Here is a 25,035-nt window from a genome sequence, read left to right as displayed (position 1 = left end):
TCGAGTGTCGAGGTGATGCCGCTGAGGCCCGCCGAGTGTCGCGACGATGCGCGAAACACCGCCTGAAAGCGGCACGGTCCCGACACTCGGCGGCGCAAAGCGGCACGATCCCGACACTCGATGTGCGGGAATGCGGGGCGACGGTGGGAGGTGGCACGACGCCGGGGAACCGCCCGCACTAAACACGGGCACGACGTCGTCCACTTGAGTCTTGGCTGAGTGTGCCCTTTCGAGTGTCGAGGCGATGCCGCTTAGGCCCGCCGAGTGTCGCGGCGATGCGCGAAACACCGCCTGAAAGCGGCACAGTCCCGACACTCGGCGGGGCAAAGCGGCACGATCCCGACACTCGATGTGCGGGAATGCGGTCCGGAGCCCTGCCTACACCGTTGCAGGCAGGACGGAGCGGTAAACCTCCAGCGTGGCCTGAGCAATGGAAGACCAGGAGAACTGCTCAGTAGCCCGCACGCGTCCGGCCTCGCCCATCCGGCGGGCCCGATCCGGGTCCGTCACAACCTCAGTAAGCGCGGCGGCGAAGTCCCGCACAAAGGTCTCGGGATCCAGCGGCGTGCCGGTGCCGTCGGTGACCTGGTCGATGGGTACCAGCAGGCCTGTAACACCGGGATCGACCACTTCCGGAATCCCGCCGGTGGCGCTGGCGACGACGGCGGTGCCGCAGGCCATCGCTTCCAGATTGACGATGCCCAGCGGTTCGTAAATGGACGGGCAGGCAAACACAGTGGCCGAGCTAAGGACCTTGATGAGCTCGGCGCGCGGCAGCATCCGTTCGATGACGACTATGCCGCTGCGCTTTTCCCGCAGTTCCTCGATCAGCACGGCTGTTTCCGCCGCCAGCTCGGGAGTGTCGGCTGCACCCAGGCACAGGATCAGCTGGACTTCGGGGGGCAGCAGTGCAGCGGCCCGCAGGAGATACGGCAGCCCCTTTTGACGGGTGTTGCGGCCCACAAACGCCACACTGGGACGCGCTGGGTCGATGCCCAGCGCCGCGATCCCGTCCGGATCGGCATCCGGACGCCACAGGTCGACGTCGATCCCGTTGTGCACCACCCGCACCTTGGCCGGATCCACCTCCGGATAGCTGCGCAGGATGTCCTGCCGCATGCCTTCGGAGACTGCGATGATTGCGGCGGCAGCGTCGTAGGCGGTTTTTTCCACCCAGGAGGACAGCGCGTAGCCGCCGCCGAGCTGCTCGGCCTTCCACGGGCGCAGCGGCTCAAGGCTGTGGGCACTGAGCACGTGCGGAATCCCATACAGAAGCGAGCCCAGATGCCCGGCCATGTTGGCGTACCAGGTATGGGAGTGGACCAGGTCAGCCCCGTCCAGGCCCTGCAGGATTTCCAGATCGGTGCCCAGCGTCTGCACTGCCGGATTGGCGGCATCAAGTTCTGTGGGGACGTTGTAGGCCCTGACCGTAGCACCGTGGTAATCAGCGGCTCTCGGGGCACCGAAGCAGTGCACGTGAAGGTCAACGTATTCTGCCAGCACGCGGCTGAGTTCGGCCACGTGGACGCCTGCACCGCCATAGATTTCGGGCGGGAATTCCTTGGACACAATATCTACTCGCACTAAACCAACGTAGTGCACCGGCGTCGTAGTGATCTAGTGTGAAGAACAGCAGACTTATTACCGGGGCTTGACGGTTCCCGGAATAGGTCGGAAGAACAGCACTTAGATAAGCAGCTACAAACAGGGGAAGTACAAAATGGCGCCAAAGAAGGTCCTGGCCGTTGTCCTGGCAGGCGGGGAAGGCAAACGCCTGATGCCCCTCACAGCGGACCGTGCAAAACCCGCTGTTCCGTTCGCCGGAAGATACCGGCTTATCGACTTCGCGTTATCCAATCTGGTGAACTCGGGATACCTGCAGATCGTGGTCCTGACCCAGTACAAATCCCACAGCCTTGACCGGCACATCTCCGAGACCTGGCGGCTGTCCACGCAGCTGCAGAACTATGTGGCCTCGGTTCCGGCGCAGCAGCGGGTCGGCAAAAGCTGGTTCCTGGGCAGCGCAAACGCGATCTACCAGTCCATGAACCTCATTGACGACGCCCGGCCGGACATTGTGGTGGTCATCGGTGCCGACCACGTGTACCGGATGGACTTCTCCCAGATGGTGGAAGCACACATTGCCTCCGGAGCCTCCGTCAGCGTTGCCGCCGTCCGCCAGCCGCTTCACCTGGCCGACCAGTTCGGAGTTATCGAAACGGACCCGCAAAACCCGGGACGAATCGGCGCATTCATCGAAAAGCCCTCCTCCACCCCCGGCCTTCCGGATGATCCGGAAATGTTCCTGGCGTCAATGGGCAATTACGTTTTCAACACGGACGCGCTCGTGGAGGCATTGAAGGTTGACGCCGAACGCCTCATCACCAAGCACGACATGGGCGGGGACATCATTCCCTACTTTGTGGAGCGCGACGACGCCGCGGTGTACGACTTTTCCCATAACGTCATTCCGGGGGCCACCGGCAGTGACCACCAGTACTGGCGCGACGTCGGTACGCTGGACTCGTACTATGACGCCAACATGGACCTGATCTCCCCGCTCCCGGCCTTCAACCTGTACAACCTGCAGTGGCCGATCTACACGCGCCAGAGCATCTCGCCGCCGGCGAAATTTGTCCGCAGCGCCGCCGAGGTGGCCGGCACTGCGTTCGACTCGATAGTTTCCAACGGCGTTGTGATTTCCGGCGGCACTGTCACGGGTTCCGTTCTGGCTCCGGACGTTTATGTGGACTCCGGCGCCGTGGTTTCCGATTCCGTGCTGATGGACGGCATCCATGTGGGTGCCGGCGCCGTGGTTCGACGGGCAATCATCGATAAGTTCGTGCAGATTCCGCCGGGGGCAACCATTGGCGTTGACCGTGATCTGGATCTGGCACGGGGGTTCACTGTGACGGCCTCCGGGCTTACTGTGCTGAGCAAGGGGCAGAAGGTGACCCTCCCCGAGCCAGAAGTGGCAGCGGTTTAGGCCAGCTAGAACACTCCACGGGATGCCGGGCAGTAACCGGCAGCTGTGATCTTCGACCGCCGCGGCACCCCGAATACCGGGTGTCGCGGCGTTTCGTTGTAAGGTCGGATGGCACCAAATATGCCTTCGCCGTGTCCACCGCCGGCACCGATTCACAGCAGAAACGACTTTCATGAGCACCCCCGATCTGAGCCCCGAAGACCTTGCCGCCTGCCTGCGGGTCCTGTCCTCCATCCATGTCCTGGACGAGGAAGACCCGGACTATGTTGCCGTCCGGCGCGCCACCGCCAAGATGTTCAAGTCCGTGAAGAAGCACAAGAAGATCGAAAAGCGCAGCGCCGTCGCTGAGGCGGACCGCGCCGTTGTTGCCCGCACCGCCACCGGAGCCGCCGACCGCATTGACGATGAAACCCGAGGTGCCCAGCTGCGCACCTCCGCACACGGGCCCTCGGCCGGCACGCTGCTTAAGCCGCGTAACTGCTACATCTGCAAGCAGCCCTACACCGTGGTGGATGCGTTCTACCACCAGCTCTGCCCGGAGTGCGCCGCCTTCAGCCACGCCAAGCGCGATGCCCGCACCGACCTCACCGGCAAGCGCGCCCTCCTCACCGGCGGCCGCGCCAAGATCGGCATGTACATTGCCCTGCGGCTGCTGCGCGACGGCGCGCATACCACCATCACCACCCGCTTCCCCAAGGACGCCGCCCGCCGTTTCGCGGCCATGGAGGACTCAGCGGACTGGCTGCACCGGCTCAAGATCGTGGGCATCGACCTGCGTGATCCGGCGCAGGTGATCTCCCTCACCGAGTCAGTGGCAGAGGCCGGCCCCCTGGACATCCTGATCAATAACGCCGCGCAGACCGTGCGCCGGACCTCCAACGCCTACCAGCCTCTGGCTGACGCGGAGCTGGAGGCGCTGCCGGCTTCCGCGGCCATGCCCGAGCTGGTCACCTTCGGCCACACCTACAACGCGCATCCGACGGCGCTGGCCAGCTCCATCGCGGAACACCCGGTGTTGGCGGGCGACGCCGTGACCTCCCTGGCGCTGACCGCCGGCTCCTCGTCGCTGGAGAAGCTGAACGCGGGAACGGCCATCGATGCCGGCGGCCTGGTCCCGGACACCGCCCCGATCAATTCCTGGACGCAGGTGGTGGACCAGGTGGAGCCGCTGGAAATGCTCGAAGTCCAGCTCTGCAACGTCACCGCACCGTTCCTGCTGGTCAACCGGCTCCGTCCGGCCATGGCGGCTTCCGCCGCACGCCGCAAGTACATCGTGAATGTCTCCGCCATGGAGGGACAGTTCAGCCGCCGCTATAAAGGCCCGGGCCATCCGCATACCAACATGGCCAAGGCCTCGCTGAACATGCTCACGCGCACCAGCGCGGAGGAAATGCTGGAAACCGACGGCATCCTCATGACCGCGGTGGACACCGGCTGGATCACCGATGAGCGTCCCCACCCCACAAAGGTACGCCTGGCCGAGGAGGGCTTCCACGCTCCCCTGGACCTGGTGGACGGCGCTGCCCGCGTGTATGACCCGATTGTCATGGGTGAAGCCGGCGACGATCAGTACGGCGTCTTCCTGAAGGACTACAAGCCCTCACCCTGGTAAGCCGGCACGGTGTCCCGCTCCCGGAAACGGGACACCGCCTTGCGGATTTCTGAAACCCACAGCACGGTCGAGCCCACGCCCAGGGCCAGGAACCACTGGCCTGAGGTGAGGTCCGTTGTGTCAAAGAGCCCTTGGAGTGCTCCCAGCTGCACCACCAGGACCTGCAGTACCACGACGGCGGCTAGCGACACCCAGATGGCCCGGTTGGTGAAGGTCTGCCAGGAGAAGACGCTGCCGTTGGCCGACCGCACGTTGAGCAGGTTAAACACCTGGTAGAACACAAACGTGGTGAAGGCCAGGGTGGTGGCGAACAGCGGATCACCGGCACTCTCCGGATACATCTGCGGGGCCAGGTACAGGACGGCGCAGGTTCCCGCGGCCATTACCACGCCCATGGTCAGGATCTGCAGGATCCGCCGCCCGGTCAGCAGCGGCTCCCGCGCCGGCCGCGGAGGATGTTTCATCAGGTCCGGATCGGCAGGATCCACGCCCAGGGCGAGGGCGGGCGGGCCGTCCATGATGATGTTCACCCAGAGGATCTGCAGCGCCGTGAAGGGCGCCCCGCCGGCCAGCGAGAAAGCAGCCGCCGCCAGGAAGATCAGCACAAACCCCCACGCGGTGGTGAGCTGGAACCGGACAAATTTGATGATGTTGGCGTAAATCCCCCGGCCTTCCTGGACGGCAGCCACAATGGTGGCGAAATTGTCGTCCGTCAGGATCATCTTCGCTGCACCCTTGGACACATCAGTGCCGGTGATACCCATGGCGATGCCAATGTCCGCGCGCTTCAGCGCCGGAGCGTCGTTGACGCCGTCGCCAGTCATGGCCACCACCGCGCCGTCGGCCTGCAGCGCACGCACCATCCGGATCTTGTGCTCCGGAGAAACGCGGGCCAGCACCCCGTAGCCGGGGGCACGCCGCGCCAACTCCGTGTCATCCAGGCTATCCAGAGCCGCTCCGGACACGGCTTCGCCGCCGATCCCCAGGTCACGGGCAATGGCGGACGCGGTGATCAGATGGTCCCCGGTGATCATGTGCACGCTGATGCCCGCCTCATGGGCCCGGGCGATGGCCTGGCCGGCCTCGCTGCGGGGAGGATCCATAATGCCCACCACCGCATAGAGGGTCAGGTCCGCAACGCTGTCCCGGAGTTCGTCCGGGTCATCAGGCAGCGGCCCGTCCACCGGCCGCCCTGCGACGGCCATGGTGCGCAGGCCCTGTTCGGCCAGGGCGGTGACTTCGTCGCTGATGCGGCGGCGGTCCTCAGGGCCCAGCGGACGCCTGCCCTCCGCCGTGGCCACGAACTGTGAGCGTTCCAGGAGCACGCCGGGAGCCCCCTTGGCGTAGCAGAAGACACTACTGCCCAGCTCCGGGACCTCCCCGGCTTCCTCATCCGTGGTCCGGTTGAAGGTGGCCATGAACTTGTAGTCGGAATCGAACGGCACCTCCGCGATCCGCGGATGGGATGTTCGCGCACCTTCTGCATCGATGCCGCCTTTTTCCGCCAGCACCACCAGCGCACCCTCCGTGGGATCACCGGTGAGCACGCCGTCGCGCACCGAGGCGTCATTGCATAAAGCGAAGCCAAGGAAGGCCACCGAAAGCGCCGGTGCCGGACGCCCGTCAGCGCTGAGCACCGCACCCTCCGTGGAGTAACCGGAGCCAGAGACCCGAAAAACCCGGTCGGAGGCTGTGTAGAGCCGCCGAACGGTCATTTCGTTCAGGGTCAGAGTGCCGGTCTTGTCGGTACAGATCTGGGAGGTGCTGCCCAGAGTTTCCACGGCTGAAAGCTGCTTGATGATGGCCCCGCGGGCGGCGAGCCGGGAGGCTCCCATCGCCAGGGTGAAGGCGACGACGGCGGTCAGCCCCTCCGGAATGGTGGCCACGGCCAGCGAGACGGCGGTGAGGAACAGGTCTTCCCAGCTGTCTCCGCGCAGCAGGCCCAGCAGGAACACCACCGCCACCACGATCAGCGCCACGTAGGTCAGCAGCCGCGCCAGCTGGTCGATGCTGCGCTGGAGCGTGGTCTTTTCCTCCACCGTGGAACCAAGCAGGTGTGCGATCCGCCCGATCTGGGTGTCCATACCGGTACCGGTTACCAGGAGGACAGCGCGTCCCCGGCTCACGTCGGTGTCCATGTACAGCATGTTGGTGCGGTCTGCCACCGGCAGCTCGGGATCGGGAAGGGCGGGAGTGTTCTTATTGACCGGCTGGGATTCGCCGGTCAATGCCGCCTCGGCCACCTGCAGCCGCACGGCTTCAAGGAGCCGACCGTCAGCGGGCACCGTGTCCCCCGCTTCCAGCAGCGCCACATCTCCGGGAACCAGTTCGGTGCGCGGAATATTCACCGGACTTCCGTCACGGCGGACGGTCGCAACGGAGACCGCCGTGCTGCGCAGTGCCTCCAGGCTGCTTTCCGCGCGTTGCTCCTGAACATAGTTCAGGGTGGTGTTCAGGGCGATGACCACCAGAATGACCACCGGTGTCTCCCATTCCCGGGAAACGACGGCGCTGATGACGGCTGCCGCTATCAGCACCAGAATCAGCCGGTCGGCCAGGAGCCGCAGGATCTTTTGCCAGGCGGGAACCTTCCGGCCTGCTGCCAGCTCATTAGGACCGTACCGTTCCAGGCGCGCCCTGACCTGCTCGGCGCCGAGCCCTGTGGAGGGGGTGACCTCCAGCTCCGCCGCCGCCTGCTCTGGTGTCCGCGTCCACGGGTATTCGGGAATCCGAAGCTGGTCATCCACTTGCATGCGGGCTGCCTCTGGGAATAGGGGGTGTTCTTCACTGTAACAAAGCCCACCCCCGGTGGACTCCGCCGGGGCTGGAATCGACGGCAGCGAACCGCTGTTTGGCCGGCACCGTATTCTGCGGCAGGGTGGAACCGTGAACACCCCCTCCTCCCTTACGGGCAGTACCACCATCCTGCCCGGGCTCCTGGCTGCAGCAGCCGCGGTACTTCCGGCGTATTTGGTACACCTCGTCCTCCCCGGGCTTCCGGTCCTGACCGTGGCCGTGGTCCTGGGGCTCCTAACGGCCAACCTGCCCGGTGTCGCGCCAGCGGTGTCCGGGCCGCTGAAGCCGGGACTGTCCCTGGCTGCCAGGAGACTGATGCGTGCCGGAATCGTCCTCCTGGGGCTGAAGGTGTCATTGGTGGACATTGCCGGCTTGGGCTGGATTGCCCTTCTGCTGATCGTGGCCCTGGTGAGTGCGGCGTTTGCCGGAACGTACGCGGTCTGCAAGGTGTTCCGCCTCCCCGGGGAGGAGCCGCTGCTGATCGCCTCGGGGTTCTCCATCTGCGGGGTGTCGGCCATCGGCGCCATGGCTGCTGCCCGTCGGGTGCGGCAGGAGGATACGGTGGTGCCCATAGCCCTGGTTACGCTGTGCGGAACGCTGGCGATCGGAGTGCTTCCGCTGCTGGGATCCCTCATGCGTCTTCCGGAGGAAACCTTCGGGATTTGGGCTGGCGCCTCGGTCCACGACGTAGGGCAGGTGGTGGCCACCGCCGGCACCGCCGGCACCGCTGCGCTCGCTGCCGCCGTCGTCGTCAAGCTGGCCCGCGTGGTCCTGCTGGCACCGATGACCGCTGCCGCAGGAATTTTGGCGCGCCGGAAAGCCGCCGTCGCAGGCACAGACAAACCGCAGGGAACGCGCCCTCCCCTGGTGCCGCTGTTTGTGGCAGGCTTCCTGGCCCTGATTGTTCTGCGAACCACCGGGGTGGTTCCGGAAGGTGTGCTGGCCGCGGCGGCGGTGGTTCAGGAGATCCTGTTTGCGGCGGCTCTCTTTGCGCTCGGGGCGGCAGTCCGCTTCCGTGCACTATTTGCCTCCGGAGTCCGCGCGCTCTCGGCGGCGCTGGTGTCCTGGTTCCTGATCGGCGCCTTGGGGCTGGGGCTGGCCATGGTGCTGGTTTCCTAGCCTGCCTTCCAGCCGGGCCCGGGCCGCGCCGGCCGGAGCATTGCCGGGCAAAGGTTCAGACGGCGCTTCCTCCCTTGCCGCCCGTCCCCCGGGGCCCTAGTGTTGCCCTCAACCGGCCACTGCACTGTCATGGGGGGGCGTAGCGATGCACCAACATCTGGCCCGCGACGGCACCACCGAGCGCGGAAACCCTGCGACCGGGCGTCTTCCGAACCCCGTCTGCAGTGGGTACGGGGTACGGGGCTACAGTAGGCTTCCCGCGGCGGCCGGCCTGGTGTTCTGCGGCATGATCCTCTGGTGCCTGCTGGGCAACCTTGTGCTTCCGCACTATGGGTTCTTTCAGTACACCACGCCATGGGCGCTCGCGGCCGCAGGCCTGGTGCTCCTGCTGATGACAGGGCTGCACCTGATCCTGCGGAGGCTCCAGCCGGTCCTGCTCCGGAACCGCCTGTTGGCGCGGCTGGCATCTGCTTCCTTGTGGGTGGCGCTCTTCACCATTGTGGTCAGGCTGGCCTACGCCGTCCGGCTGCCGGCAGACTGGGATGCGGCGGCCATCTACCGGTCCGCGGCTGGGCTGGCCCTGGGGACCCGGGAGAGCATCGACCCGTACTACTTTTCGCTGAACCCCAATAACATCCTGCTCACCCTGCTGCTGGCCGCCTGGTTCAGCTTCCTCACCTCGCTGGGAGTCACAGATCTGGAGATGGCCGCGGCGCTGCTGAACGCCGTCGTCCTCTTCGCCGGAACCGCCCTGACCTACGCGGCCGCCCGCATGCTGGGCGGCCGCGTCCTTGCCGCCAACACGCTGCTGCCTTCCACCATCTTTCTGGTGCTGTCCCCGTGGCTGGGCGTCCTCTACTCGGACACCATGGGGTTGCTGTTTCCGGTTCTCATCCTCTGCCTGCTGCTGGCTGCCCAGCGGGCCCGGCGGCTTGCTGTGCGTGTGCCGCTGTGGGTCCTGGCCGGGGTAGCATGTGCGGTGGGCTACGGGATCAAACCGACGGTGCTCATCTGTCTGGTCGCAGCCGGAATCACTGCCGCCTGTGCGCCTGCGCTGCGTGGCCGGGGCCGGGGCCGGGGCCGGGGAGCCGGGGTTATCCTCCTGGGCACTTCCGTGGTGGCGGGCAGCTTTTTTGCCGGGCACCGGCTTATCACCATGGTGGAACAGCAGGGCACGGCCGTGGGCTTTGATGTTGAAGCGAATCCTCACGCCCTGCCCGTGACGCACTTCCTGAAAGTGGGGGCGCAGGAGGCACCGGGCCCGTACGGACCCCTGTACGGGAGTTACAACGAGGCCGACGTCCTGGCCACCGAGGCCGTTACGGATCCGGAGAAGAAGTTCCAACAGGGCCTGGAGGTCTACGGAGAGAGAGTCACCGCCATGGGGCCGGGCGGTTACGCCTCATTCCTGAACAACAAGTTGCTGTGGATCATCGGCGACGGTTCCTTCTTTGCCTGGGGTGAAGGCGTTCTGGACGGCAGCGACTTTGTCTCCTCCGATCCCGCAGACAGCACCATCCAAGACTTCTTTGGCTACGGGAATCCCGGCTATCCCTGGCTTTATTCCCTCTGGCAGGGGACGTGGTTTGTGCTCTTGGCCTTAGCGGCGGTGCCGTTGATACTGCGCACCCAGCGCCTGATGCTGCCGGAGGTCTCCGGGCTGCGCATCGCGCTCCTGGGGCTGCTGCTTTTCCTTCTGCTCTCCGAGGGGCGGGCCCGGTTTCTGTACCTCTACATGCCGTACTTCATCCTGCTGGCCTCGCTTTCTTTCCAGGCCGTCATGGACCGGCTGCAGGCTGGCCGGCGGACCGCCGGACGGCCTGCGGAGTGACTCCGCCCACGGCAGGGGGCGGGAAGTGATTGAATGAACGTGTGTCGAACCAGAATCTGCGACGTGTTGAAGCCGCCGCCCGCTCCGCCCTCATATCCGTTGACGCCTACGATATTGAACTTGATCTGAGCAGTGCCGAAGATCCGCAGGCTTCGGGTTTCCGGTCCAGCAGCACCATCGCCTTCAGTTGTACCGAGGCCGGAGCCGCCACGTTCCTGGACTTCATCCACGGCGGCGTCACCAAGGTGGTCCTGAACGGCCGCCCCCTCCCCCTGGAGACCGCCGTCGACGGCGCCCGCATCCACCTGACGGACTTGGACTACGTCAACGTGGTCACGGTGGACGGAACCGCCCTGTACAGCCGCAGCGGCGAGGGCATGCACCGGTTCACGGATCCGGCGGATTCGCGCACCTACCTCTACACCCAGTACGAACCGGCCGACGCCCGGCGGGTGTTTGCCAACTTTGAGCAGCCCGACCTCAAAGCCGCTTTCACGTTCCATGTCACCGCGCCCTCGGGCTGGGAAGTTGCCTCCAACGGCGTGGAAACCAACCGCACGGAATTCGACGGCGGATTCAGCCGCTGGGATTTTGCCACCACGCAGCGCATCTCCACCTACATCACCACGGTGCTGGCCGGCCCGTATTTCAAGGCGGAGGACTCCTGGTCCACCACGCTGCCTGACGGCTCAGTCCTGGACATTCCTCTGGCCGCCTACTGCCGGTCCTCGCTGAGCGAGCATTTTGACCCGCAGAATATCTTCGACATCACCAAGCAGGGGCTGGCGTACTTCCACGAACTGTTTGCCTACCCGTATCCGTTCGGCAAGTATGACCAGGCCTTTGTCCCCGAGTACAACCTCGGAGCCATGGAGAACCCGGGCCTGGTGACCTTTACCGAGGCCTATGTGTTCCGTTCCAAGGCCACCGAGGCGCAGTACGAGGCGCGCGCCAACACCATCCTGCACGAGATGGCGCACATGTGGTTCGGTGACCTCGTCACCATGAAATGGTGGGATGACCTGTGGCTCAAGGAGTCCTTCGCCGATTACATGGGCGCCCTGGCAGTGGATCAGGCCACCGGGTTCACCAATTCCTGGGTCAGTTTCGCTAACCGGCGCAAGGCCTGGGCCTACGTCCAGGACCAGCTGCCCACCACACACCCGATCGTCGCGGACATCACCGATCTGGAAGCGGCCAAGCAGAATTTCGACGGTATTACGTACGCCAAGGGTGCCTCCGTCCTCAAGCAGCTGGTCGCCTACGTGGGCTTCGATGCCTTCATCGAGGCCGCGCGCGGCTACTTCCGTGACCATGCCTTCGGCAACACCACCCTCGCTGACCTGCTGAGCGCGTTGAGTACGGCCTCGGGCCGGGACATGGGCGTGTGGTCCCGGCTGTGGGTGCAGACCGCCGGCGTGCCCACGTTGACCCCCTCGGTGGAAACGGACGACGACGGCGTGATCACCTCGGTCACGATCCGCCAGGATGCCCCTGATCCAGTCAGCGGAGAACAGGTTCCCCGTCCGCACCGCCTGCGGATCGGCCTGTACAACCCTGATCCCTCCGGCGCCCTGGTTCGTACAGACAGCGTGGAAATTGACGTGGCCGGAGCGTGGACCGAGGTTCCGGAACTCAAGGGCAGGCCGCGGCCTGCACTGCTGCTGCTCAATGACGAGGACCTGACCTACGCCAAGATCCGTTTCGACAACGACTCCCTGCAGACCTTGCTGCAGAACCTGGGCCGGATCCCGGATCCGCTCGCCCGCGCCGTGTGCTTTTCTGCCCTGTGGAACAGTGTCCGGGACGGCGCGCTCAGTGCTCAGGACTACGTCCGGCTCATTGTCCATGCTGCCCCGGCCGAAACCGGCGCGGGCGTCCTGGCAGTCCTGCTGGACAATGCCCGCTTTGCCGTTGAACGTTATGCACCGGCGGAACGCCGCACCGCTCTGCGCGAAGTCCTGTACTCATTGGTGGTGGAGCAGCTTCACGCCGCCGAGCCCGGGAGCGACCGCCAGCTCATCTGGGCCCGAAACGCCGCAGCCCTGGGCCGGCACAGCACGTCCCACACGGAGCTGCTGCGCGGGCTGCTGCAGGGCACGGCGGCAGTTCCGGGGCTGGTGGTGGATTCGGACCTGCGCTGGCTGCTGTGGCAGGCGCTGGCCGCCACCGGCAAGGCCACCCGTGCTGAGTTGGACGCGGAGCTGGAACGGGACTCCACCGCATCCGGCCGGGTGGGCTTCACCACCGCGGCGGCGGCGTTCCCTGAGCCCGCCGTTAAGGCTGCCGCCTGGCAGGACGCCGTCCATTCGGACGAACTGTCCAACCAGCTGCTGTCCGCCACCATCGACGGCTTCGCCATGGGCAGCGCCGAATTGCTGTCCGTCTTCCAGGCCGACTACTTCGCTTCCCTGACCCTGGTGTGGGGCTCCCGGAGCATCGGGCAGGCCAGCCGCGTAGTGAACGGTCTGTTCCCCGGAGCCCAGGACCTTCCCGAACACATGGTCCCGGCCGACCACCCTGTCCTGGTGGCCAGCATGGACTGGCTGGAGGCCAATCCACAGGCTCCGGCCGCCCTGCGCCGGCTTATCGTGGAGCAGCAGGACCAGCTGCTGCGGGCGCTGCGGGCGCAGGCGGCCGGCAGGTAGGAAGCCGGGCGGTAGGCGGTGGAGGGATCAGCGGTCCCGTTTGGCTACGGTCAGTAAGACCGCGGAATCCTCCACTGCCTCCACCGAGTGCCGTGCCTGGGGCACGATCAAAAGATCTCCGGCAGATCCCTCCCAGGAGTCCCCCTCCGACCTGAGCCGGACGCGTCCCTTGAGAACGTAGAGAGTGGCCTCACCCGGGTTATCATGCTCATCCAGAATGTAGCCGGCGCTCAGGGCAATGATCGTTTGACGAAGCACATGCTCATGGCCGCCGTAGACCGTTTGGGCGCTGCGGCCGCTCGATGCGTTGGCGGCGATCTGCAGCTGGGTCCGCACCAGGGCGGTCAGAGACTTTTTTTCCATGCTCGGCAGTCTAGGCCAGGGGCACTGCCGGCGGTAGCACCGGCGTCGGGCCCGTCTGCCGCGCCGTCGGTGCAGCCCGTGCCGCTAAGGAACCCGGTTCAACCATTCAGCGGTGCCGAACTTCTCCGCCACCTTTGCCTCGGCAAGGGCCAGTTCCTCATCTGTGATTCCGGCCGGCACAGCACCGTAGCGCGCAGTAAAGGTCTCCATCATCGTCTGGATGATCTCCTCCCGGGTCAGGCCCGTCTGGCGGCGCAGCGGATCCACCCGTTTCTTGGCGCTGGTGGTGCCCTTGTCGGACAGCTTTTCCTTGCCGATTCGCAGGACCTCAAGCATCTTGTCCGCATCGATGTCATAGGACATGGTCACGTGGTGCAGCATGCCGCCGCTGCTGAAGCGCTTCTGGGCCGCCCCGCCAATCTTGCCCTGATCCGTGGCAATGTCATTGAGCGGCTGGTACCAGGCCTTGATGCCCAGCTTCTCCAGTGACTCCATCACCCACGCGTCCAGGAAGGGATAGGACTCCGCGAAACTGAGGCCGTCAACGAGGGACTGCGGAACGTAGATCGAGTAGGTGATGGCATTGCCGTGTTCCATGAACATGGCCCCGCCGCCGCTAATACGGCGAACCACCGTCACGCCATGCTTCTGCGCTCCCGCAGGATCAACCTCATTGCGCAGCGACTGGAAGCTGCCAATGACCACGGACGGGGTCTCCCACTCCCAGAACCGCAGCGTGGGGTTCCGCTTTCCAGAGCCCACCTCTTCGGCCAGCACTTCGTCCATGGCCACATGCATCGCGGTGGGGAGGGGCGTGGGGCCGATGATCTCCCACTGATGGTCAGTCCACCCCGTGGCCTTGGCCAGTGCGCGGCGGACGGTGGTGGCAATGGCCTCGGGCGAAAAGCCGAACAGGACGGCGTCGGCCGGGAGATTGGCACGGACCGCTGAGGCTATGTCTGCGCCCGTGGCCTCCGCGGGAAGCCCCTCGAGTGCCGTATTGATGTCAGCGAGGGCGTCGTCGGGCTCCAGGAAAAAGTCGCCGCTGAGTGAAACGTCCGCCAGCTTTCCGTCGCGGACCGCCAAATCCACCACCACGAGTTTTCCGCCGGCTACCTTGAACTCGCCGTGCAGGCGGTCGCTGTCCTGTTGCATGCTGCTCATTCGGTTTCCTTCTCCGCATGTAAAAAGACCCGCTCGGAGATACCGGGCGGGTCTTCTTAGTGTAGAACCTGCAGTGTTCGTTACGAACGAATTACTTCTTGGTACCGAAGCCCTTGAAGCGTGCGTTGAAGCGCTCGACACGGCCGGCGGAGTCCATGATGCGCTGCTTGCCCGTGTAGAACGGGTGCGACGCGGAGGAGATTTCCACCTCGATGAGGGGGTAGGTGTTGCCGTCTTCCCACTCAATGGTCTTGGCGGACGTAGCCGTGGAGTTGGTCAGGAACGAGGTGTCGGACGCGAGATCGCGGAAAACAACCGGGCCGTACTTCGGGTGGATATCAGACTTCAATGTATTACCTTCTTTTGGTGCCTGGATTTTGCCAGGCACTGGTGGTTGAAAGCTTGGATTGATCCCGCCCTGCACCGTGAAGCACATGCACCGGGATCAGCAATTCAGCATACCGCATCCGCGGCGGCAGGATAAAGCCGGGAGAAACGACGGGCCGGCACACCGAACCGGCAGAACCCGGTCAGGATCCCCATGCTGTATTGACCGCAGTGATGCTGGAGTCGATGCCCCGTGTCCTCCCGGTGAGCTCGAACCGGACCGGGCGGTAATAGTCGTCCAGCCACAGCGTCACACCGGTAGGGATCATGTCGTCTGCGTTGTCCTCGGTGGTCCGGTAGCCGGTGATTTTGGTGCGCCCCGCACCGTTGAGCACTGCGCCGTACTCTACGTCCAGCGACTGGGCGCCCTGGAGCAGGTCAGCCACCCGGTCCGGATTAACGGTCAGCTCGGCGGCGCGGGTTAGAACTGCAGCGTAGGCCTCTTCCGGCGATCCGGATTCATTAGCGGCTATCCGGCCGGTGCCGGTGTCCACGCTGCTCCCGCCCGCTCCGGCACTGATCCTAAGGCCCAATTCCGCGTTCTCCAAGGTGAGGGCGAACTCAGGTGCAGTGGTGAACTCGACGGTGTGGGTTCCCTGCGGGATCCAGCTCGAGGCTGTGGTCAGCGTTTGGGTTCCGCTGCCGCCTGCGGTCATGGCGGCCCGGACACACTCCCCTGCTTCGCCGGCAGGCAGACGTGCCGGATCCCGGCGCAGCAGGAACTGGCAGGCATCCTGCACGGGCTGGGGCATACCTGCCTGGTTCCCGGTGACGCCCACCTTTAGCGGCTCAGGGGTGGGTGTGGGACTCGGGCTGGAAACAGGCGGGGAAGGAGTGACTGTCCGGCGCGGTTCTTGAGGCGGCCGCGGGGCGGAGGGCGCTGACGAGACGAGTTCGCGCGCGTTGGCCTGCTCCGCCGTCGGCCCGCATCCCGTAAGGGCTAATCCACCGGCCAACAGGAACATCAGCGGGGCGGCCCGCAGCGCGCGGGAATCAGGATAACGAGACCGGCGTAGGGACGCTCGGTGTGAACCAACAGTCATGGCAGCCCCGGAAGGAAGAACGGCGAGTGGTCAATGCTGCCGCAAGTGTTGCACTAAACCAGGGCCAGGGTAAGCGAACCCCGCCTATTGAGGACGGCATTCCCAGAAGGCCACCGCGCTGGCGGCAGCCACGTTCAGCGAATCCACTCCCCCGCTCATGGGAATCCGGACAGTGAGGTCCACGGCGGAGATGGTGCCGGCAGCAAGGCCGTCACCCTCCGTGCCAAGCACCAGCGCCAGCCGCTCGTCCCGGCGGGAACTCAGCTCATCCAGGGTCAGCGAGTCTTCGGCCAGCGCCAGCGCGGCAGTGACAAAGCCGGCGTTCCGCAGGGCATCCAGCTGTTCCGGCCACTGCTCCAGACGCACCCACGGCACCTGGAAAACCGTGCCCATACTGACCCGGATGGCCCGCCGGTACAGCGGATCCGCGCAGCGCGGGCTAACCAGCACCGCATCCACGCCCAGCGCGGCGGCGGAGCGGAAGATCGCACCAATGTTGGTGTGGTCCACAATGTCCTCCAGCACAGCCACCCGGCGTGCCGAAGCCAGCAGTGGGCCCAGCTCAAGGGGTGCCGGACGTTCCATCGCTGCCAGCGCACCCCGGTGTAGGTGGAATCCGGTAATTTCCTCCAGGATTGCAGCCGTTCCCACGAAGGCGGGCACCTCGGGATACCGGTCCAGCAGATCCTGGAGATCCGGGATCCACCTCTCCGCCAGGAAAAAGGAGCGGGGCCGGTGTCCGGCGTCAAGTGCCCGGCGCAGAACCTTGGAGGACTCGGCAATGTACATGCCTTCCTCAGGTTCCCTGCGGCGGCGCAGCGCGGTGTCGGTCAGGCCGGCGTAGTCGGCAACGCGCGGATCGGCGGCGGACTGAAGATGGTGAAGGGTCACTTAGAACACCATATTCCACAGGGCAAGAAGTCCCAGCGCCACGATCACGGTGCGCAGCACCACCGGAGAGAGCCTGCGGCCGACGGCGGCGCCCAGGAATCCGCCGATCAGGGAACCCACCGCAATGAGCGCCACCACCGGCCAGACGATCCGGTCAAAGGCGAACAGCAGGTAGGAGCAGGCGGCAACAATGTTGACCCCCAGCACCAGCACGTTCTTCATGGCGTTGGCGTTGTGGATACTGCCGCGCAGGAAGATGCCCAGGATACCGACAAGAAGGATTCCCTGCGCAGCCACGAAATAGCCGCCGTACACGCCGGCCAGGTAAATCAGGATGACCAGGAGCACGTTCTGGCGGCGGGATGCCTTGGCCGGTGCCGGGTTGCCCGCCGGAGGGTTTGCAGGCCCCGCCACGGCTCCCGAGACCGCAGCGGACACCGGTGCCTCCGCCCGCCGTCGAACCCAGGTCTGCAGCTTCGGCTGGAAAATGACGAACAGCAGCGCCACCACAATCAGGTAGGGCGCAACTGTTCCGAAGACGCTTTCCGGCAGGTGCAGCAGCAGGGCAGCTCCCGTGATGCCGCCCAGCACCGAAGCGGGAAGGAGCTTCAGGAGCGTGGACTTCAGTCCGGCAAGTTCACGCCGGTACCCCCAGGAACCGGCAACGTTGCCGGCAATGAGTCCCATTGCGTTGGAAATCGTGGCGGCCACCGGGGCATAGCCCAGCGCCACGAGCACCGGGAAGGTGACAAGCGTTCCGGACCCGACGACGGCATTGATGGCCCCCGCCCACAAACCGGCAACAAAGACTATGGCATCAGAGAAAAGGTCCACGGATCTGAAACGGTGCAGTGCGTGCGGTTAGCGGCGTGCGGTGGCCGACCAGCGGCCGCCGTCGTGCTGTACGTTCAGCGGCAGATCAAAGGCCGCACTGAGGTTCGCTTCGGTGAAGACGTCCGCAACGGGACCGGAGGCAACAACGCCGCCGTCACGCAGCAGCAGAGCGTGCGTGAAGCCCGGGGGAACTTCTTCCAGATGGTGCGTGACCAAAACCATGGCGGGCGCCTCTTCGTCACGGGCCAGTTCCGACAGGCGGGCCACCAGGTCCTCACGTCCGGCGAGGTCCAGGCCGGCGGCCGGCTCGTCCAGCAGCAGCAGCTCCGGGTCGGTCATCAGTGCACGGGCAATCTGCACGCGTTTGCGTTCGCCCTCGCTCAGAGATGCAAAGGTGCGGTTCATGAAGGTGGACATGCCCCAGTCGTGCAACAGCCGGAAGGCGCGGCGCTCGTCGAGCTTTTCATACTTCTCCCGCCACCGGCCGGTCATGCCGTAGGAGGCGGTCAGGACCACATTAAGAACTGTTTCGTGTTCGGGGATCTGATTGGCCAGTGCGGCCGACGCCAGCCCGATCCGGGGGCGCAGCTCAAAAACGTCAACCGTGCCGAGGACTTCCTCAAGGATTCCGGCAACACCGCGGGTGGGGTGCATCCGGCCGCCGGCAATCTGCAGCAGAGTGGTCTTTCCGGCGCCGTTGGGGCCCATGATGACCCAGCGCTCCCCCTCCTTGACCTGCCAGTCGACAGCATCCAACAGGGTCTTGCCGCCGCGAACGACACTTACGGCAGCAAATTCAAGAACATCACTCATAGCACTAGACATTAGGCTAAAGAAAGGGCCGATGGCTAAACGCGGCCCCCGCGCTCCCCCGGAGTTCCCCCGTCCTGACATCCCCGGATACCCCGCCAATCCAGCCCCGCCTCCAGAAACGGAAATGTAATGCCCGATCAGAACCGTCCCGAAGACAGTGCCGCAGTGAAAGACACTGCCGAGCTGAGGGACATTGCCTCCTCGTTGTCCGCCGGCACGCCGGACTACGGCGTCGTCAGTTACGGCCGGGCCCTCACGGACGCGTACCTCTCGGCCATCCAGCAGGCGGTGGGTGTGGTGGGCGGCCGCATCCTGGAACTGGAGAACGCCCCCGGGGACGGTTACACCGTCACCAAACTGATGGTGGAGTACGACGGCGGGATCGAGACGCTCCGGATGGCCGTCACCGCAGCTGCCGCCGCGCTGGGCGACGAGGCGCAGGGAGCCGCCAGCGCCGTTGTTCCCTCTTCCCTGCTGGAGCCGGCCCGCAAGCTGCTGGTTATGGATGTGGACTCCACCCTGATCAAGCAGGAGGTGATTGAGCTGCTGGCCGCGCATGCCGGACGCGAAGCCGAGGTGGCCGCTGTCACGGAGGCCGCCATGCGCGGCGAGCTGGATTTTGCCCAGAGCCTGCATCAGCGGGTTCAGGTGCTGGCGGGACTGCCGGAATCTGTCATCGGCGAAGTGGGTGCGCGGATTGAGCTCTCCGACGGTGCCGAGTCCCTGGTCAAGGTATTCCTGGCCGCGGGCCATGCGGTGGCCGTGGTGTCCGGCGGTTTCAGCCAGGTTTTGGATCCGCTGGCCGCACGCCTGCAGCTGACCCATGCCAAAGCGAACCTCTTGGGCATCGAGGACGGCGTCCTGACCGGCACGGTGGAGGGCCCGGTGGTGGACCGCGCCGTCAAGGCCCGCTCTCTGCGCGAGTGGGCGGCCGGGCTCGGCATTGAGGAGCGGCACACCATTGCAGTGGGTGACGGAGCCAATGACCTGGACATGCTGGCGGCGGCCGCACTAGGCGTGGCGTTCAATGCCAAACCGGCTGTGCAGGCCGCCGCTGATGCCGTGCTGAACCTGCCCAATCTGGACGTGGTGCAGCACTTCGTGAAGCTGTAGGGACTAGCCTTCCGAGGAAACCGGGGAAACCTGGCCGGCGGCACCGAGGTAGTCCGCACCGCCCACATATTCGGTATGGCCCGAGGGGACATCCGCAGTGGCCATGCGGGCCACCTCGGCACCGAACTCGGCCACGGAGTACAGCCGGCCGGCTTCCACCCGGCGGGCTTCGATGGCGCCGGGGTTTGCCCGGTCCAGAAGCGTGGCGGTCACGGTTCCTTCGATCATGTCCCCGGAGACCACCACCAAAGTGATGCCCTTCTCTTGAAGCTTCGGCAGCATCTCCCGGAGCGCGTCCTCTCCCGCCCGCTTGCTGCGGGCCACCGGCTCGTATTCGGGCATGGTGGGCACGGTGTGGATGAAGTGCGCCTGGTGGCTCGTGACGAAGACCACGCGGGAACCGGCCGGCATGACCTCCAGGGCAGCAGTGAGCATGTTGACCTGCGCGTCGCGGTTCAGCTTCAGCGCGTAGTCCTCCTCAACGCCGGTTTCCATCCCGCCGGAAGCGTTCAGCACCAGCACATCCAGGCCGCCGAAGTTCTCGGTGGCGGCGGCAATCAAGGCCGCCGGACCTTCCGGAGAGGTCAGGTCGGCGCCGACGGCAACGGCGCGGCCGCCGTCGTTCTCAATGCCGGTGACAACCTTGTTGGCCCGCGGAGCCTTCTGCCGGTAGTTGACCACCACTCCGGCGCCTTCAGCGGCCAGGTACTTGGCCACTTCCGCGCCGATGCCGCGTGAGGATCCGGTAACAATGGCGGCTTTGCCGTCCAGCAGGCCCATGGGTGCTCCTTTGTAAGGTTTGTGGAAAGTATCCAAAGTTTTGTGCAGCTTCTCCCATCCTGCCAGTCCCCGGGGGTTCGCGAAGTGGTGGAAACCTCCAACGAATCCCCCGGAGACCTTGGCGGCAGCCGGGGTGTCTGAGCGGCGCGGCCGGCAGGCTGGGCCTAGTGGCCCATTCCCAGGCCGCCGTCAACGGGGATGACCGCGCCGGAGATGTACGCAGCCTCCGGGCTGGCGATCCAGCGCACCACTGCGGCCACCTCCTCAGGCTCGGCAAACCGGTTGGCCGGAATGGAGGAGAGGTAACTCTTCTGCGTGTCTTCGGGCAGGGCGCGGGTCATGTCCGTGTTGATGAAGCCCGGGGCCACCACGTTGGCCGTGATGTTGCGTGAGCCCAGTTCACGGGTCAGCGACCGGGCAATGCCAATGAGGCCGGACTTGGACGCGGCGTAGTTGATCTGGCCCGGCGAGCCGTACAGGCCCACCACCGAAGAGATCAGGACAACGCGTCCGCGGCGCATCTTGATCATGCCCTTGGAAGCGCGCTTGATAACACGGAAGGCTCCGGTGAGGTTGGTGTCCACGACGTCGGTGAAGTCATCCTCGCTCATCCGCAGGAGCAGGGTGTCGCGGGTGATTCCGGCGTTTGCCACCAGCACCTCCACCGGGCCGTGTGCCGCTTCCACCTCGGTGAACGCGGCGTCAACGGAGGCCATGTCGGTGACGTCGGCCTTGACGCCGAGCATGCCCTCGGGCACCTCCCCGCTTCGGTAAGTGATCGCCACTTGATCGCCGTTCGCTGCGAACGCCTGGGCTATGGCCAGGCCGATTCCGCGGTTTCCGCCGGTAACCAGGACGCTGCGGCCGGTGGACGGCTGGGGGTTGTTCTGCACAGATATTCCTCCGCTGAGAGTGTGGGGGTGGTTCGATTCGATCCTAGCCGGGCCGCTTCCGACTTCACCATCACAGGAAGCGGTGCGACAATGGGTGAATCTGTTTGGGAGAGTGATGAACAAGGAATCCAGCCGCGGCGTCCCGGTCCCCCGGATCACCGACGCCCGTACGGCGCACACCGATGAGATGCGCGCACGCATGATCAAGTATTCGGTGTCCATGGGCATCCGTCTTGTCTGCCTGTTCCTCCTGTTTTTTGTGCACGGGTGGCTGCTTTGGGTGGTGATCGCCGGCGCCGTCGTCCTTCCGTACTTTGCGGTCATCATTGCCAACGGCGGATCCGACACCCGCAACATGACGGCGTCGGAGTCCATGATTGACACGCTTCCCCCCGCCGCAATCGAGGCGCCCCGGCCCCGCGAAGCCGGTGAGCCCGAGGCCCCAGAGACCGCAGTACTGCACGGTGAGATCATTGACGATGATCCCGCTGACCACCACGACGATAAGGCACCACCTTCAGCATGAACCTTCTTGACCAGCTGGCCCGGACCACCGGCGCTCCCCGGCCCGGGGCCCAACCGTCGGATCCGCTGTCCGGCGAACCCGCTGTCTGCTCCCGGAAGGGCTGCCGCCTGAACGCATCGTGGCAGCTGCTGTGGAATAACCCGCGCATCCACACGCCCGAGCGCCGGAAGATCTGGCTTGCCTGCAGTGATCACCGAGGCTGGCTCGAAGAGTATCTGCAGACCCGGGACCTGTGGAAACAAACCCTTCCCCTGGCTGGCATGCCTGCCCCCGCGGGCACTGAAGGCCCGGCGGACACTGAAGGCCGGGCGGACACTGAAGGCGGGACCGCCTAGATGTACAAGTTCCTGTTCTCCAGCCGCTGGCTGGGCTGGTTTGCTTTGGTCTGCCTGCTGTCCGCTGCCTGTTCCGCCCTGGGCATGTGGCAGCTGGACCGCCGCGATGCCATCCGTGATGACATTGGCAATGTCATCAACAACTATGACGCCGCTCCCGTGGCGTTCGAGGAAGCCGCCGGCCTCTTTGAGGCATACGACCCGGCCAAGGAATGGCTGCCGGTTTCAATGACCGGTGTCTACGACACGGAAAACCAGCGCATTGTCCGCAACCGTCCGCTGAGCGGGCGGGCAGGGTACGAGGTGGTGGTGCCGCTGAAGCTCTCTGACGGGACCTCCGTGGTGATCAACCGGGGCTGGCTGCCGATTGGCAACGACGAGGCCGGCAAGCCTGATGCCGTACCTGCCGCCCCCGGCGGCGAGGTCACCGTCGTCGCGCGCATCAAGCCGGGCGAGCCTGATGTGCAGCGCGGAGCTCCCGCGGGCCAGCTGGCCTCCATTGACCTGGCGCAGTACCAGGACGAGGTCGGCTACGAGCTGGAGCAGGCGGCCTACGGGCTGATGTCCAGCGAGGACCCCCGCCCCGCCGCGGTGCCGGAGGCTGCACCCAAACCGTCAGTGGACGAAGGACCGCACCTCTCCTATGCCATGCAGTGGTTTGCGTTCGCCGTCATGCTCTTTGTGGGTCTGGGCTACGCCGCCCGCCAGGAAGCGCTGAACCTGCGCTACCGGGATGACGACGAGTGGGAAGACGAGGACGACGACGAAATAATCGCCGCTCACCCGGCTCCGGGCCAACCCCGCCGTCCGCGCCGCAAGCAGCGCGGCAGCACGCAGGAGGACGAAGAGGACGCTCTGCTGGACGCACAGGGCTTCTAGCCTGCCCCTTCCGGCTGCCTGCCCCCGCGCCAGTCTGTCCTCGGACCAGCCTCTCCGCGGACCAGGACTCGCGAGATGGCAGTAGATGCTCTTCCCAGCGCTGGGAAGAGCATCTACTGCCATCTCGGGGAAGGGACGGAAGTTACTGGTAGGAGATGAACCAGGGCTTGGGGTCGATCTGTGTGAAGGTCTGTTCCGGGGTCAGCGTGGGCGTGTCCTCGTCGTAGAAGTTCTTCCATCCCGGCCAGATCTCCGGCTGCAGTCCGGCGCGCAGAGCATTCCAGGTGTCCTGTTTTTCCCCCGGAGATCCGTGCCCGTCCGCATGCAGGCTCATGGCCAGTTCACTGTGGCTGACCTGGAGCTGCTCACGGTTGCGGATCATGGAGAGATTGAACTGGTGCAGCATAAAGACCTTCTGCGGCAGGACGTTCTCCCGGGTCAGGGCGGAGAGCCACGCTGATACCTCGTTCACCTCAGCCGCATCCACCGACCCGATCTGTTCCAGGTGCCGCTGACCGGGCGCCAGCCGCCATTCCGCGTCCAGGGCCAGCCCCACATGGGGATACTTGAGCAGTTCCTCGTAGCGGAGGGCCTGGTCCAGGAACGTGCTGTACCCGGGCTGTAGGTCCAGAACCACATACACGCCGGCCGCCTGGGCAGCCTCAATCCAGGGCAGCAGGTCTGCCACGGCGCTTTCATCGGAATAGTCGCCGTCAGGTCCGGCTTCGGAGCTGGCCACGGTGGTGATGATCTCAAGGGCCGGCACCACCGGCTCATCACTGTAAGGCTGGTACTGCGCCGCCGTCTCCTTGGCGAGCTGAATGGACTCCGCCATCCCCTGCTCGCCGAGCACACCAAGACTGCCGCCGCTGGGGTGGCCATACAAGGCCACCATCCGCCGCCCGGGGAAGACAGTCTGCCCACCTCCGGGCAGTTCCGCCGCGTTCAGGGCAACGTTGCTCTGGTCCGCGAAATTCTCACGCCCGCCGAAGGCATCGCCGGCTGCGTAAATGCCTCCCTCACGGTGGCTGCGCAGCAGCTGGATCACCTCCGGGTCCGCGCGGGGATCAGCGGTGCCCACCATCCGCACCTCTGCTCCGGCGGCACGGGCGGTGGCAACCGCAGCGGCAGACGCCGGATCCTCCGTGGCCAGGACCACGGCGTCGGTCGCGTCTGTGTCAGGCTCAAACTCAGGAAGCGGATCCGCAGCGGCGGTGGGCTCCGGACTTGCCGTTGCCGGTGCACCTGCCTCCGAGGAATCTGGTTCATTTCCCTCGGGTACCGTGACCTCCAGCCCGGGGACCGGAAGTTTGACGTTCCGGTCCATAGCCGCGATCTGCGAAACCAGCGGCTCGGCGGCGGAGGGCTCCGTGTCCAGTCCAAACACAGACCGGAAACCGTCAGCGTCGCCGGGACCAGGCACCTGTATCCGGTCTCCAACAGACACAGACCAGTCTCCGACTGGAGTGCCGTACAGGACCACGGACTCCGCGCCGAGTCGATCAAGCTCGCCGGCCACGTCTGCTTCGTTTCCGGGGACGACCGCGAGCAGGGGGATGCCCAGCCCGGCTGCGGCTGCTGCGGCCGGGCCGGAGGCAGCCGGTGCCCCCGGTGCCGAGGGGGCGGTCGCCGGCGAATCGCGTTTCGGCAGCGCCAGAACCACGGCCGAAGGACTGGATCTAAAGAAGGCGGCGCTGGCGGCAAGCGATGCCGTGCCTGCTCCACCGTCAAAGACGCCCGTCACTGCCCCGGACCGGAGCAAACTGACCGCCGGAACGTCCGGGATATCCGATTCCTCCGCAGTTCCCGGTTGACCGCCGCAGCCAGCGAGGACCAACCCCAGTGTTAGGGCGCCTACAACCATAGAGCGGGGAAAAGATGTGGAAGATGAGGCAGGAATAGCGATGCCGTCCTTCGGAGTCGAAAAGTCTGGGAGGGCCTGAACCGGGTCAGACCCAAAACCTCCACCCTACCGAGAGAGCAGACACCGCTCAAAAGTGGACAGTCGGAGTCCTTGTGGCT

The 25,035-nt window shown here is 65.4% G+C and carries 20 protein-coding genes and 1 pseudogene; 9 read left to right on the top strand and 12 right to left on the bottom strand.

Annotated features, from left to right (window positions below; all coding sequences use genetic code 11):
- Nucleotides 1–378 precede the first annotated feature (378 nt).
- On the bottom strand, nt 379–1,584 hold the full coding sequence (gene glgA, locus ABIB35_RS14830; RefSeq protein ID WP_354182496.1) for a glycogen synthase: 1,206 nt from the start codon (nt 1,582–1,584) through the stop codon (nt 379–381).
- 136 nt (nt 1,585–1,720) lie between these two features.
- On the opposite strand from glgA, the pseudogene glgC reads away from it, so the two are divergent.
- A pseudogene (gene glgC / locus ABIB35_RS14825) lies at nt 1,721–2,968 on the top strand (glucose-1-phosphate adenylyltransferase); the annotation flags it as partial.
- 190 nt (nt 2,969–3,158) lie between these two features.
- Nucleotides 3,159–4,598 (top strand): SDR family NAD(P)-dependent oxidoreductase, encoded by a 1,440-nt coding sequence (locus ABIB35_RS14820; RefSeq protein WP_354182495.1) that lies wholly within the window; start codon nt 3,159–3,161, stop codon nt 4,596–4,598.
- On the opposite strand, the gene ABIB35_RS14815 is transcribed toward ABIB35_RS14820, so the two are convergent.
- Entirely contained in the window at nt 4,577–7,351 is a 2,775-nt protein-coding gene (locus ABIB35_RS14815; RefSeq protein ID WP_354182494.1) for a cation-translocating P-type ATPase, read from the bottom strand. The genes ABIB35_RS14820 and ABIB35_RS14815 overlap by 22 nt on opposite strands.
- 133 nt (nt 7,352–7,484) lie before the next feature.
- Here ABIB35_RS14815 and ABIB35_RS14810 point away from each other — a divergent pair, with 133 nt between their 5' ends.
- The 3 genes from ABIB35_RS14810 to pepN all read left to right on the top strand — a co-directional run bounded on the left by ABIB35_RS14810 (nt 7,485) and on the right by pepN (nt 12,992).
- Nucleotides 7,485–8,513, top strand: a complete 1,029-nt coding sequence (locus ABIB35_RS14810; RefSeq protein WP_354182493.1) for a YeiH family protein — start codon at nt 7,485–7,487, stop codon at nt 8,511–8,513.
- Nucleotides 8,514–8,658: 145 nt separating this feature from the next.
- On the top strand, nt 8,659–10,344 hold the full coding sequence (locus ABIB35_RS14805; protein WP_354182492.1) for a glycosyltransferase-like membrane protein: 1,686 nt from the start codon (nt 8,659–8,661) through the stop codon (nt 10,342–10,344).
- 41 nt (nt 10,345–10,385) lie between these two features.
- Nucleotides 10,386–12,992 (top strand): aminopeptidase N, encoded by a 2,607-nt coding sequence (gene pepN / locus ABIB35_RS14800; protein ID WP_354182491.1) that lies wholly within the window; start codon nt 10,386–10,388, stop codon nt 12,990–12,992.
- A 27-nt stretch (nt 12,993–13,019) separates the two neighbouring features.
- Here the strand turns inward: pepN and ABIB35_RS14795 are convergent, their stop codons facing one another.
- From ABIB35_RS14795 to ABIB35_RS14765, 7 genes are all read right to left on the bottom strand, one after another.
- On the bottom strand, nt 13,020–13,355 hold the full coding sequence (locus ABIB35_RS14795) for a cupin domain-containing protein (protein ID WP_354182490.1): 336 nt from the start codon (nt 13,353–13,355) through the stop codon (nt 13,020–13,022).
- An 84-nt stretch (nt 13,356–13,439) separates the two neighbouring features.
- Entirely contained in the window at nt 13,440–14,519 is a 1,080-nt protein-coding gene (gene lplAB / locus ABIB35_RS14790; protein WP_354182489.1) for a lipoate-protein ligase LplAB, read from the bottom strand.
- Nucleotides 14,520–14,610: 91 nt separating this feature from the next.
- Nucleotides 14,611–14,868 carry a type B 50S ribosomal protein L31 gene (locus ABIB35_RS14785; RefSeq protein ID WP_354182488.1) on the bottom strand — a complete coding sequence of 86 codons (258 nt, stop codon included), beginning with the start codon at nt 14,866–14,868 and terminating at the stop codon, nt 14,611–14,613.
- Nucleotides 14,869–15,049: 181 nt separating this feature from the next.
- On the bottom strand, nt 15,050–15,658 hold the full coding sequence (locus ABIB35_RS14780; protein WP_354182487.1) for a hypothetical protein: 609 nt from the start codon (nt 15,656–15,658) through the stop codon (nt 15,050–15,052).
- 375 nt (nt 15,659–16,033) lie between these two features.
- Entirely contained in the window at nt 16,034–16,840 is an 807-nt protein-coding gene (locus ABIB35_RS14775; protein WP_354182486.1) for a TrmH family RNA methyltransferase, read from the bottom strand.
- Nucleotides 16,841–17,674 carry a sulfite exporter TauE/SafE family protein gene (locus ABIB35_RS14770; RefSeq protein WP_354182485.1) on the bottom strand — a complete coding sequence of 278 codons (834 nt, stop codon included), beginning with the start codon at nt 17,672–17,674 and terminating at the stop codon, nt 16,841–16,843.
- 27 nt (nt 17,675–17,701) lie between these two features.
- Complete coding sequence (locus ABIB35_RS14765) at nt 17,702–18,487, bottom strand: ABC transporter ATP-binding protein (protein ID WP_354182484.1); 786 nt, start codon at nt 18,485–18,487, stop codon at nt 17,702–17,704.
- A 129-nt stretch (nt 18,488–18,616) separates the two neighbouring features.
- Here ABIB35_RS14765 and serB point away from each other — a divergent pair, with 129 nt between their 5' ends.
- Nucleotides 18,617–19,600 (top strand): phosphoserine phosphatase SerB, encoded by a 984-nt coding sequence (serB, locus tag ABIB35_RS14760; protein ID WP_354182483.1) that lies wholly within the window; start codon nt 18,617–18,619, stop codon nt 19,598–19,600.
- Nucleotides 19,601–19,603: 3 nt separating this feature from the next.
- Here the strand turns inward: serB and ABIB35_RS14755 are convergent, their stop codons facing one another.
- Nucleotides 19,604–20,380 (bottom strand): SDR family oxidoreductase, encoded by a 777-nt coding sequence (locus ABIB35_RS14755; RefSeq protein WP_354182482.1) that lies wholly within the window; start codon nt 20,378–20,380, stop codon nt 19,604–19,606.
- Between the two features lie 164 nt (nt 20,381–20,544).
- Complete coding sequence (locus ABIB35_RS14750; RefSeq protein WP_354182481.1) at nt 20,545–21,273, bottom strand: beta-ketoacyl-ACP reductase; 729 nt, start codon at nt 21,271–21,273, stop codon at nt 20,545–20,547.
- A 115-nt stretch (nt 21,274–21,388) separates the two neighbouring features.
- Between ABIB35_RS14750 and ABIB35_RS14745 the strand changes: the two genes are divergently transcribed.
- From ABIB35_RS14745 to ABIB35_RS14735, 3 genes are read left to right on the top strand one after another with little or no spacing between them, the layout of a single operon-like run.
- Nucleotides 21,389–21,799 (top strand): DUF3099 domain-containing protein, encoded by a 411-nt coding sequence (locus ABIB35_RS14745; protein WP_354182480.1) that lies wholly within the window; start codon nt 21,389–21,391, stop codon nt 21,797–21,799.
- Nucleotides 21,796–22,134 carry a hypothetical protein gene (locus tag ABIB35_RS14740; RefSeq protein ID WP_354182479.1) on the top strand — a complete coding sequence of 113 codons (339 nt, stop codon included), beginning with the start codon at nt 21,796–21,798 and terminating at the stop codon, nt 22,132–22,134. The genes ABIB35_RS14745 and ABIB35_RS14740 overlap by 4 nt, the downstream gene beginning before the upstream one ends.
- Nucleotides 22,135–23,013, top strand: coding sequence for an SURF1 family cytochrome oxidase biogenesis protein (locus tag ABIB35_RS14735; protein WP_354182478.1), 879 nt, complete (start codon nt 22,135–22,137; stop codon nt 23,011–23,013).
- Between the two features lie 142 nt (nt 23,014–23,155).
- On the opposite strand, the gene ABIB35_RS14730 is transcribed toward ABIB35_RS14735, so the two are convergent.
- The gene (locus ABIB35_RS14730) at nt 23,156–24,757 is read right to left on the bottom strand and encodes a hypothetical protein (protein WP_354182477.1); all 1,602 of its coding nucleotides are present in this window, start codon (nt 24,755–24,757) and stop codon (nt 23,156–23,158) included.
- Nucleotides 24,758–25,035 lie beyond the last annotated feature (278 nt).

It is taken from the genome of Arthrobacter sp. UYP6 (genome assembly GCF_040547315.1).
Classification (GTDB): Bacteria; Actinomycetota; Actinomycetes; order Actinomycetales; family Micrococcaceae; genus Arthrobacter_B.
Note: the sequence above shows the minus strand (reverse complement) of the source record. Positions and strands in the feature narration are given on the sequence as shown.